1 pseudogene is annotated in these 1,073 nt (G+C 54.1%); it reads right to left on the bottom strand.

The annotated features are described in order from the left end of the window. Positions 1-1,073, bottom strand: a pseudogene (locus tag GPK94_RS07370) (hypothetical protein); the annotation flags it as partial.

Below are 1,073 nucleotides of genomic sequence, written 5' to 3'. Positions count from 1 at the left end.
ATCTGCTTTTTATCCGCTTCATCCATCAGTCCATGAGCCAATACATCCCGCAAGTCCTGATCTGCCTTGTCCGGGTCAATAGGAAGAAACTCGGTATAGTAAGCATTGCGGCGGTCTGCCCGAAGCAGCTGCTCGAACTGTTCTTTGCGCTCTGCCCGGTAGATGGGATATACCATCCCGGTGGGCAGAAGCTGTACGGTGTCATCCCTCAGCTCGGTAATCTGATAGGCGTCATCCTCGATATACACGGTATCGCCCACGGCATAGACCGGGGCGGCTGGGTCATAGGAGATTCTTTGCGGAATTGGGCGGCGAACTGCGTCATATTCCTCATCGGAAATAGCAACTTCGGAAGTCTGCTCTGTCTCAACAGCTGCGATCTGCTCTACATCCGACATTACCTGCTGGATAAATGAGTCATTGTCCAGTTTTTCCGGGTCTGCCACCTGTCCGTTGACAATCCCTCTTTCCTCCAGGGCTTCCCGGATGGCGATGGGGTCGATGTTGTCAAAACGGTCCTGTTCTTCTTCGGTATAGAACCGGTCCTCCTGAATCAGCTGGGCAAGCCTGCGCTGTACCTTCGGCCAGGGCAGCTGTGTTTCCTCCGGGCTTCCGGCACGGACAACGAACGGGCTGTTGCTGCCACCGTATTCCTGAGCCAGCCATGCAGCGGTATCCTTCTCTCTTGCATGGTCTTTCATATAACGGACGACAGCGTGTTTACTCTCGATATTGCCGTTCCATGCACAAAGGGCAGTATCAATATCTTCCTGAGAAAGAGGGCGCAGAAGCTCATGGAGCTTTGGATAGGTTTCGTCGATCACTTCCCGGTGCAGACGCTGGCGGAACTCCGGCACATCCGAATAAAGGCGGATCAGCTCCATATCCTTAGAGCCAAGAACCGCACGGCGCACAGCGGCATTGCCCTCGATGACAGCATTTTCACGGTCGGAATGACCGCAGGCATTTCGATATGCCACATCCTCAGATATGGCGGCAGTCACCACAGGCTTATACTGCTCAAACTGCTCCCGAAGGGTAGGCTTTGGCGTTTCTTCCTCTATCTCCGGCTG

This window comes from Pseudoflavonifractor sp. MCC625 (assembly GCF_018784545.1).
In the GTDB taxonomy this organism is placed as follows: domain Bacteria; phylum Bacillota; class Clostridia; order Oscillospirales; family Oscillospiraceae; genus Pseudoflavonifractor_A; species Pseudoflavonifractor_A gallinarum.
Note: the sequence above shows the minus strand (reverse complement) of the source record. Positions and strands in the feature narration are given on the sequence as shown.